This is a genomic window from Acidiphilium sp. JA12-A1 (assembly GCF_000724705.2).
Lineage (GTDB): Bacteria > Pseudomonadota > Alphaproteobacteria > Acetobacterales > Acetobacteraceae > Acidiphilium > Acidiphilium multivorum.
Genome location: NZ_JFHO01000034.1, coordinates 40,029 through 50,387, shown reverse-complemented (window position 1 = coordinate 50,387; position 10,359 = coordinate 40,029). Strand labels below are relative to the sequence as shown.

Annotated in this window: 7 protein-coding genes and 1 pseudogene; 3 read left to right on the top strand and 5 right to left on the bottom strand. The window is 60.6% G+C overall.

Annotated elements, in window-relative coordinates; genetic code table 11:
- Both RT91_RS06905 and kch read left to right on the top strand, forming a co-directional pair.
- Positions 1-618: transposase (locus RT91_RS06905; protein WP_035186394.1), on the top strand; the 618-nt coding region annotated here is incomplete at its 5' end.
- A gap of 24 nt (positions 619-642) precedes the next feature.
- A complete protein-coding gene (kch, locus tag RT91_RS06900; RefSeq protein ID WP_082468557.1) occupies positions 643-1,710 on the top strand; it encodes a voltage-gated potassium channel protein in 1,068 nt (355 codons plus the stop codon).
- 203 nt (positions 1,711-1,913) lie between these two features.
- Here kch and RT91_RS22485 read toward each other — a convergent pair.
- Together RT91_RS22485 and RT91_RS06895 are read right to left on the bottom strand one after the other, a co-directional pair.
- A pseudogene (locus tag RT91_RS22485) lies at positions 1,914-2,774 on the bottom strand (transposase); the annotation flags it as partial.
- A gap of 61 nt (positions 2,775-2,835) precedes the next feature.
- Entirely contained in the window at positions 2,836-5,556 is a 2,721-nt protein-coding gene (locus RT91_RS06895; protein WP_035186386.1) for a ribonuclease E/G, read from the bottom strand.
- A gap of 357 nt (positions 5,557-5,913) precedes the next feature.
- Here RT91_RS06895 and RT91_RS06890 point away from each other — a divergent pair, with 357 nt between their 5' ends.
- Positions 5,914-7,530, top strand: a complete 1,617-nt coding sequence (locus tag RT91_RS06890) for a glycosyltransferase (protein ID WP_051788206.1) — start codon at positions 5,914-5,916, stop codon at positions 7,528-7,530.
- Between the two features lie 124 nt (positions 7,531-7,654).
- Here the strand turns inward: RT91_RS06890 and RT91_RS20395 are convergent, their stop codons facing one another.
- The 3 genes from RT91_RS20395 to RT91_RS06875 form a co-directional block, all read right to left on the bottom strand.
- On the bottom strand, positions 7,655-9,052 hold the full coding sequence (locus RT91_RS20395) for a glycosyltransferase family 2 protein (RefSeq protein WP_082468556.1): 1,398 nt from the start codon (positions 9,050-9,052) through the stop codon (positions 7,655-7,657).
- A 73-nt stretch (positions 9,053-9,125) separates the two neighbouring features.
- Positions 9,126-9,686: a hypothetical protein gene (locus RT91_RS06880; RefSeq protein WP_231295335.1), complete on the bottom strand. Its 561-nt coding sequence runs from the start codon at positions 9,684-9,686 to the stop codon at positions 9,126-9,128.
- A gap of 260 nt (positions 9,687-9,946) precedes the next feature.
- Positions 9,947-10,330, bottom strand: coding sequence for a hypothetical protein (locus RT91_RS06875; protein ID WP_007422344.1), 384 nt, complete (start codon positions 10,328-10,330; stop codon positions 9,947-9,949).
- Positions 10,331-10,359 lie beyond the last annotated feature (29 nt).

Here is a 10,359-nt window from a genome sequence, read left to right as displayed (position 1 = left end):
ATCCATGTGATCCGGCCAAGCCGGGGCGCCAACGTCGTCGCGGAGGTAATGGACGGCCATCGCCCCGCTATCTGGATCTCCGATCTCTATGGCGCCCAGCGCGGTCATGCCGATGACTGGCAGATTTGCCTCGCCCACCAACTCCGGGACTGCAAATTCGCGATCGAGGCGGGTGATACGATCTTCGCACCCAGAATGAAGGCCCTGCTGCTCCGCGCCGTCGTGCTGGCGCGGCGCCATCGCACGCTCGCGGACGCTACAAGACGCGCCTGGCGGCGGCGCCTCGACCATGATCTCGACGCCGTCATGGCGCTCGCCCCGATCAACCACCACGGCAGACGATTGCGCCGACGATACGGCAAGGTTCGTGATCATCTCTTCACCTTCCTCGACCACCCGGATATCGCCGCGGACAACAACGGCTCCGAGCGCGAACTCCGGCCTACCGCGACATATCGCAAGGTCACCGGAGGGTTCCGATCCAACTGGGGCGCCGATTTCTTCGCCAACGTCCGATCCGTCGTCGGGACCGCCGCGCGGCACGGCCTTGATGCCTACACCGCTATCAAAAACGCCGTCACCGGAGCATCACTGCCCATCGCCCCCCTACCGGGTTGAGCAGATACATATCTCCACCTCGATCTGGCGAACCTGGTCAGTGCGATCCACCCGATTTCGGGAAACATTCCCGGCCTGATTCTCAACGGTGTGCCGAACGTGGTCGTCGGCGCCCTACAGATCTTGATCGCCTTGGGATTGCTCGGGCGGTCGAGAATCGCCTGGCTATCGGCCATCGGCATCGCGCTGGCCCAACTTCTGCTGACCGTGCATCTGGGAGCTGCAACGCGGCTCGATGGCGAGACAATCTATATCCTCGTCCTCCTGGCATCGCTCCTGCTGGCGCGCAATCACTTCTCGCGCTCGTCACTCGCCGCCGGAACGCTATTCGCGGTGGCGTCCGTGCTCGTGCTGATGGTCTATGGCGTATTGGGCTCCTTGCTTCTTGGAGCGGGATTCAGCCCGCCGATCACGAATCTGCCCGCGGCAGTTTATTTTGTTATCGTTACAATGTCGACCGTCGGATACGGCGATATTCTGCCCAAAAGCGAGGATGCAAGGCTCTTCGTCGTCTCGCTGATCGTCCTTGGGCTGACGGTATTTGCGACGGCGCTCACTGCGGTGATCGGCCCGGTTCTCCAGAATCGCATCAACCGGACGATCGGTCCACGGAGACAGAAGATGAAACGCGTGAACCACTTCATCATTTCGGGGCATGGCGTCCTTGCCAGGAACACGGCGCGCGAACTCCACCATCGCGGCGAGGCGGTGGTCTTCATCACCGAAACCGAGGATGCTGGCTTCAGCGATGCCGAGACCGTCATCGGCGACCCGACGGATCTCGATACGCTGCGCAAGGCCGGAGGCGAGCATGCGCGGGCGATTCTCGCTCTTTCGGATGATGACTCTGAAAACGCATTCGTGATTCTCGCTGTCCGCGAACTGGGCACCGATGCCAAAAAGGTTGCTGCGGTCAGCACGCGCAAGAACCTGGAACGGGTGCGTCGGGTTCATCCCGACATGATCCTCGCCGCCCCGGTCTTTGGCGGCGAGGTTCTGGCCATGGCTCTCACTGAACAGAAGATCGACGGGGACTGGCTGCTGAGCCGGTTCCTCGACGTCCGCCCTCACGACGCGGACGGCACCTCCTAATGCGCCGGGCCGGACATCCGCCCCGCGCGGCCTGAAGCCGTTCCAGCATTACGGTTGCATTTTGGATTTTTGATAAGTCCGTTCGGGCGCGGCTTGGTGGGTCGGTCGCAAGCACGACCAAGCGATGACGTCGGCGGGTTCGACCCGTCTCTGAGCGCGCTTGTTGGCGATGCGGCGGACTCCCTGAACAGACCAGCGGATCCGCTTCTGCGGGTCGTCATACTCGGCTTTTTGGGGGGCGTCGTATCGTCGGCGCGATATCGGACCACGGCCATCACGGCGAAGCGGGCATCACGAGCGAGACGTGGCGATGCCACTCGTGCCAGGACCGGGTCTCGTTGTGGTCAAGGCAGAATTCGTTCTTCGCGGTCTAGAAGTTGTTTTGATCGCCCAGGGATGGCCTTCGAGACAACCGGGCACCTGTATACTCGCGCCGACCGAGCACCAGATCGGCAAGAATGCAAGATCGCCGTCGCTGATGTTGCGACGCATCAGGAGGCCTCGGGCCCAAAGATCCGTCTTTGTCTCATCATGATCTTCAGCATCGGGATTTGCGTGTCCGCACCAGGCCCGATCGTGAAGCCGGGCGCCATTCGTGCCCTCGATGTCGCCCACGCAGCAGACGGCATCGGCGGCTACCCGTGAATGGAACATCTGTTGCCAGCGAACGCTGGATCATGTCGATCGCCAAGGCGGGCTTCGTGAGGAAAGCGACAGTGTCAGGAACGCAGGTTGCGGCAAGCCCTGCAGGATCGCCGCTCCAACGCTTCAGCAGATAGAGAGCCCGATCGATAAAGGCATGGCATGAGCCGACACATAGGCGGCGAGCATGCCGACCCGGCCGTTGGCAATCTTGCCCGCCGAGCCGGCATATTGTCGCGCGACACCACGTGATGTCTTGCCCATCTTCAGGACGCCGGTCACATCGACAACCGGCACGCCTTCAGGTGTCGCAAAGTTCTCCAGACATAGTCGCGCACGATGTCGGGAAACGCCTCCGCATCCCATCTTCCGCAGCCCAAATTGGCCTGCCGGCGCCAGAGACCGGGATCTCCCGCAGCCTCCTGGCCATGCCTGTCGAATCAGAGTTCCCCCTCAACATGCAACCGGAATATCAGGGTCAAGTCAGGCTGGGCGCTTCCACCAGCCGCGTTTGCGCGCGGCGGTCGGCGTTTCGCTGGCACCAATCAGAACGGGTTGCACCGCCGCCCCTGGTGCTGCCTGCCCTTCATTGGCAACAGGCGCTTCGGCGCCAGCGACATTCCCGGCAGACGCCGAGCCATCCTGCGGCGCGGCGCTCACCTCGGCGACTGGTTCGGTGGTTGCAGGCGCGTCAGCCACCGCAGTCTCCGCTTCCATGGGCCTTGCCTTCGGCCGACGGGTCCGGCGGGGCTTGGGCGCGAGGGCTTCCGCCTGTTCGGCAGCCTCAAAAATATCCGCGATATCGGTGAAGACCGGTTGCTGAACCTCAGGCTCGGCGGCCTGCGACGCAGCGGCGCGCCGCCGCCGGGTCGTCGGGCTACGCGGGCGGGCGGGCGCTCGACGCTTCGGCTTTGTCTCTGCCTCCGCTTCCGGCGCCGGCACTTCGCCGGCAAGGGACGGAGCGGCCTCCGTGGCGGCCGGTGCCGTCTCCACGACCTCGGGTTCCTTTGCGGGCTCAGGAACGGCCGGCGCAGTGTCGGCGACGGCCGGCTCCTTCGTGACTTCCGGTGCCGGCGCTTCAGCCGCATCGGCACGGGCGGCGGTCGGCAACACGTCGTTCATGCGCGATTCGAACTCGGCCGGTATTCCGGCGATCTCCGGCTGCTCGCCAGTGGGCGCGGACACCAGGTCCTCCCGACGGCCGCCACGGCGGCGGCGGCGGCGGCGGCGGCGGCGTTCGACCTCATCGGCCGCCTTTCCTGCGTTGCCGGCGGCGTCCTCCGTCGCGACCTCGTCACCTTGCTGCTCTCCCTCGACCTCCTCCGTCTCGGCCGGCGCACGGAATGTCGGCGCCGGCGTTTCCTGCGGCCGCGCCGCATGCGCCTTCACCTTCTCGATCTTGAAGGTGGCCGGAACGGTGCCATCCGCGACGAAGACGACCTTCATGCCGAACCGCGCCTCGGTGGCGGCAATCTGCGCACGCTTGTGATTGAAGATATAGAGCGCGACATCCGGAGTCAGGTGCACCAGCAACTCGGCGGCCTGGCGCGCCGCCTCGTCCTCGATCGCGCGCAACACCGCGAGCGCGGTGCTCGCCGTGCTCCGCACATGCCCCACGCCCTGGCAATGCGGGCAGGCGATCAGCATGGTCTCGGCCAGCGACGGCCGCAGCCTCTGGCGGCTCATTTCCAGCAGGCCGAAATGGCTGATACTGCCCACCTGAATGCGCGCGCGGTCGTTTTTCAGCGCATCCTTCAGCCGCCGCTCGACCATCGCGTTGTGCTTGCGGGTCTCCATGTCGATGAAATCGACCACGATCAGCCCCGCGAGGTCGCGCAGGCGCAACTGCCGCGCCACTTCCTCCGCCGCCTCCAGATTGGTCCGCAGCGCGGTATCCTCGATATTCCGCTCCCGCGTTGCCCGACCCGAGTTCACGTCGATCGCAACCAGCGCCTCGGTCTGGTTGATCACCAGATACCCGCCGGACTTCAGTTGCACCGTCGGCTGGAACATCTGGTCGAGCATCTGCTCGACATTGTGCTTGGCGAACAGCGGCTGCCGCTCGGTCCATTGCTGGACCTTCTTCACATGCGTCGGCATCAGCATCCGCATGAAGTCGCGCGCCGAGCGGAATCCGTCCTCGCCCTCGATCAGCACCTGGTCCACGTCGCGGGTATAAACGTCGCGGATGGTCCGCTTGATCAGCGAGGCCTCCTCATACACCAACGCCGGCGCGATCGAGGCCAGGGTACGCTCGCGGATATCGTCCCACAACCGCAGCAGATATTCGCAGTCGCGCTTGATTTCCGGCTTCGGCCGGTTCGCGCCGGCGGTGCGGACGATCATGCCCATGCCCTGCGGAATCTCGAGCTCGGCGATCGCCTCCTTCAGCCGGCGACGATCAGCCAGCGAGGTGATCTTGCGCGACACGCCCCCGCCATTCGGCGAATTCGGCATCAGCACCGAAAAGCGGCCGGCAAGCGAAATATAGGTGGTCAGCGCCGCGCCTTTCGAGCCGCGCTCCTCCTTCACCACCTGCACCAGCATGATCTGCCGGCGATGGATCACTTCCTGAATCTTGTACGAGCGCAGGGCGCGCAGCCGGCGGCGCTCCTGCGCCTCCTCCGCGCCGTCGACGCCGTCATCCCCGCCGACCTGCTCAGGCGGGGTCGCCGTCGCCTCTGCGCCCTCACCCGCCCGGTCCTCGCCCGCGCCGGCGCCACTGGCTTCAGGTCCGGAGTCCGCCTCGGCCTCACCGGCCTCAGCCGGCGCGGCGGCGGCCTCGGCGTCAACCTGGCCCTCGGCATCCGGCGGCGCGTCGCCGATCGCGATTTCCGTCACCCGCGGCGGCCGCGGCGCCGCGAGCGCCGCCTCCTGCTCGTCCTCAGCATCCTCGGCCTCGACGCGGCGCCTCGCCTCCTCCGCCTCGAGTTCCAGCAGCTTCTGCCGGTCGGCGACAGGGATCTGATAATAGTCGGGATGAATCTCGGCGAAGGCGAGAAACCCGTGCCGGTTGCCGCCGTATTCGACGAAGGCGGCCTGTAGGCTGGGCTCTACCCGGATAACTTTCGCGAGGTAGATGTTGCCCTTGATCTGCTTCCTGTCGGCAGCCTCGATATCGAAATCATCGAGGCGGTTGTTGTCCAACACCACAACGCGGGTTTCTTCCGCGTGGCTGGCGTCGATGAGCATGGTCTTGGTCATGGGGGGAATAACTCCTGCGCGCCAGCGGCGGGACCGTCGGGTCCCCTGCCTGCGGGCGCGGATGTTGGCGTGTGGTCGTTCTGATCATCGTCAAAGGCCGGTGCGCTGGTCGCGGGACACGCCGGATGGAAAGGCGCTGCTGTGAAGATATGCGACGGAAAGCGCGGTCATCGGTCCTTGTCTCGTAGGCCGGCTGCGGCATCTCCGCACCCCGGCCGAGGCGTTTCGGCACCTCGCGGCCCGTCAAACCAGACCCTTCGGCGCCCATCTATCAGTGGATAGGGGCCACACGGATTTTTGCTCCGCGGATCAACCCATTGATTCTTTCTCCATGACGCAAACCCGCCCCGATGGCAAGTGTTGCCTCACGAGGCGGCGGGAACGGTCGCCACCGCCCCGCATTGGTCGCTGCCATTGATGATCAAGCCTTGGGCCGCCATCGCCTGCGATGGCGGCCACCGCATCGTTCGATCTTCCGGCAGGCGCGGAACTGGGATAAGATTATCTGATAGACGGTTAACAATCCGCCACGAATGCATTTCAGACGGGATTATTAAAATGAAAAATTTGATTTTCGTTACCGGCCTCGCCGCCGATTTCGGAGGAAAGCCATTCAATTTCGCGCATTACATGGCAATTCACTCCGCCATGGCGGTCAATCCCGGTTTCAATACATTGGTATATTACCAATACGAGCCGACGGGACCTTATTGGGATCTGATCAAACCCTTCGTGACAACCGTGGAGACGACCGCTCCCAGCGAGATATTCGGCAATCCCGTGACCCACTTCGCCCACAAGGCGGACGTCATCAGGTTGCAGGCGCTGATCGAGCATGGCGGCGTCTATCTCGATATGGACACGATCTGCCAACGCTCGTTCGAACCCATTCTCTGCGGCAAGACGGTCCTCGGCATTGAATCGGCTCAGCCTGGTATCGCCCAGTGGGACAGTAACGCGGCAATCGGTCTCTGCAATGCGACAATGATCGCGCCGCCCGGCGCAGAATTCCTGAAAATCTGGCTCGATCAATACCGGAGTTTCGACGGTACTAAATGGAATGAACATTCCGTCATCCTGCCCGTGCGTCTGGCACGGCAATACCCGGATCTTGTGCGGGTCGAGCCACCGGAGTCCTTTTTCTGGCCCATTTATCATGAAGAAGGGCTCAAATCCCTGTTCGTGGATGACGGTGCCTTTCCGCACGCCTACTCGATCCATTTGTGGGAGTCCTTGTCGTGGCGATATCTGTCGCAACTTGATTATGATCAGGTCACGAGGATCGATACCGCCTATAACCGTATCGCCCGCCGCTTCATTCACGACGACGCCGAACACCTCCAGGCCATCGCGGCCGCCGAACGGACGGCCCGCCTGCGGCAGTCTCGGGCGACATTCGAGTCCATCTACGCCAACAACGTCTGGGGCGGCGGAAGCGGCAGCGGTTCGAAGCCGGAAACGACGGAGGACTATAGACGCTTCCTGCAGTCATTCCTCCGCGACAACGCCATCCGCTCCGTCATTGATTTCGGCTGCGGCGACTGGGGTTTTACCCATCTGATCGACTGGTCAGGAATTGAATATCATGGCTATGATCTGGTCACTTCGGTAATCGATGCCAATAACCAGCGCTACAGCACACCCGATATTCATTTCAGTTTATTCGAGGACGTCTCGAAACTGCCGCAAGTCGATCTGGTGATCTGCAAGGATGTGTTCCAGCATCTGTCGAATGACAAGGTCGCCTACTTCCTTGATCATCTCCGCAGCAAGGCAAGACTGCTGCTGGTGACCAATGACCTTGAGCCGGCGCGGGACCTCAATCAGGACATTGACGATGGCGGATGGCGCGCCCTGCGGCCCGATCAGGCGCCGTTCAACGTGCCATCCGTCATCGTCCTCTCCTGGGAGATTGGCGCGGGACAAGGGGCGCATCGCAAAGCCACATTCCTGATTTCGGGCAGCACGACCTGACGTACGCGGGACCGGGCCATCCCCCGGTTTCCCGGCCTGCCCAGGGAAATGTCCGCCTTCCGCGCGGCAGCGCTCGCCATCCAAACGCGGAAGACGGGTCGATGATCAGGCTGTCGCGCCGGACTTAACCGAACTGGGCGAGCACATCGCCATAAACCTCCACCTGATCGAGGTGCAGATAGTTTCTCTCCAGCAGGCGCACCCGCACGAACCGGCCGGGGATGGGAATGGAGGGCGCGAAGACGAGCGGATTTCCGTCCACACCGCCAAACGGTTCATCGCTTTCGCGGCGGAATACCTCGATGAAATGCTCGGGATCAAAACCGATATCGATGGCGATCCGGTTCGCCCGTTCCGCGACCGCCGGCTGATCCATCCGGTTGAACAGCCTCACCTCGCGGATGCCGTGCACCACGCCGAGATCGACCCGCCACCAGGGCGCATCTTCAAGATCGGTGTGAAATTTGGCCCGGCCATCAATCACGCCATTCAGTGCACCGGACGCATCCTGCTCCAGATCCCTGACGCAAGACCATTCAGATGTGGTACTTTGAATAGCTCGACAATGATTACTTATCAATGAGCCAGACTCATAATTCCTCAAATCAATTTCGGTTTTATTACAAACTCTAAAGTAAAATGATTTCCAATAATATCTAAATCGATAATCATCAACGGCGTTCATATGGGCCAACATTGCATCAGCTCGGCCATCGTAATATGCCTTTTCATGGTCGGCCTGTTGAGCGAATACATCTGAAACACTTCTACGTGCACGACGCAAAAAGTCTTCTTTTGATTTAAATGCAAAATGGCACAAAACGGCATTTTTTATAATATTATCAAAATATTTATTATCACTTATATTAATTTTTGTTTGTTCTATATCAGAATAATAACTTCTAGCATCTTCACCCAGAGCATTCACAATATCAAAATCTTTGAAATTTTTTACACCATTCCAATAATGCCAAAAATCAGTCATAGCTCCCTTCTCGATGTATTTATTTTTAATTTTTTCAGATCGAGTAATATGTTTTGTCATGAAATTTGAAAAACCAGATTCTCTCCTATAATAATTTTCTAATACCAACCCTGGGGGACGCGTTTGATTTCCATTATTCCCAAAAAAAAGCCAATTGAAATAGATAACATCTACAATTCTATCACATTTTACGTTAATGTCATTGATAAATTCAGAAATATTCCTTCCATTAGATAACCACAAGAACTCGTCAATATCAAAAAAGCTTACATATTCTGTTTCATTTATATGATTTATTATAAAATGTAAATACATATCAAATTGTTGGCCAATTTGTTTGTGATGATAAAAAGTAACGAAAGGATTTTGTCCTATCAAAAAAGGGCTTAATTTTTCAAGTAATGTGTATGGAAAATCATCATTACAGTATAAATATATGTGATCAAAGCCCAGGGTTTTGTAATATAAAACCCACTCTTGTATATAATTTTCTTCCCAACGGGCGCAAGCAACAATTGAAAATCTGTACTTTGACATGATCGATCAATATTTTATGAAAATGAAAACTGGCAGGAAGTCGCAAAAATACGCCGGATCAGACCCTCATGCCTCATTGCCCCAGCAGGCTCGCCAACATCTGCGGCGGGAGGGTAACCTCCGAATAACCCATCGGCGGCTCGAAATCGCCCGCGGGCTGCGGGCCGATATGGAGCGAAAGCGCCTGCACGCTCACCCGCCCGTGCGGGTCGCTGCCGGAAGCCGCGAGGGCAAATCCGTCCGGCGTCAGGCAGGCCGTGCCCGAGGCGTTTCGCCGCAGCACCAGGTAGCGGGTGCATCGATAGCCTGCGATCGTCGCGGTGCCGAGCGGGGTGAAATGCGCGCCCCGCATCGCCATCACCTGTCCCATGGCACCCGACAGGCCGGGAACGTTCACCAGCGCGTGCATCTGCGGCAGCACAAGCTGCGCCCGGCCCGAATGAAGGTCGAGCAGCGCCGTCATCGGCATCGGCGTGCCGGAAAGGCTCGTGGCCCGCACCAGCCCGGCAGCGGCATCGAAGCGGATCCGCCACGTCTGCTCCGGCTTGCCCGGCTGGCTGACCTGGTAGATCGCGCTGGCATCGCGGTCCGGCAAGAGCCGCGGCGTCGCGGCAAAGCCAGGCGCTGTGCTCATCGCCAGCAACAGCAGGCCCGCGCCCGCCCGGCGGCGTGCGCCCGCTTCGTATCCGCGGCGGAAAATGGGGAGAAAACGACTCGTCATGCCCGATGATGACCCGAATCGCCCGCCCCGACAATCGGCGCGTGCGGCGCGCGAATAAGCGGGGAACATGCCCGCGCCCGGAGCAAGGGGGAAACGGGCGACACCCGAGAGCCTGAGCGCCGGCCCGCATGCCTGTGTGCGGGTCGGCGCCATCGCCCCCGACCGGTCCGGGATCAATGCCCGTACTGGCCGCCCGCCAGCGGGAGATTGATGCTGAACGAAAGGGCGGGCGGCGCGTAATAGCCCTGCGTCCCCATCACATGGTATCCCTCGCGGTCATAGTGTGGGTGGCCCCAGCGCTGATGCTGCCAGCCGTTGTTGCCCCAGCCACCATGATACCGGCTGTGCTGGTAATTCCCCCGGTTCTGCCAGCCATGCCGCTGCCAGTTGTTCTGCCGCCGGGGCTGTTGCCACCCCTGCTGCTGACCCTGGCGGTGCCAGCCGCCCTGCGCTTGATAACCCGGATCGGCCAGCGCGGTGCCGCCGAATGCCGCGAGGCCGAGGCCAATCGCGAGTGCGGCAGCGGTGGTGCGGATCATGGATTTGTTGCTACGCATGGTCTTGTTCTCCTTCAACCATGAGCAGA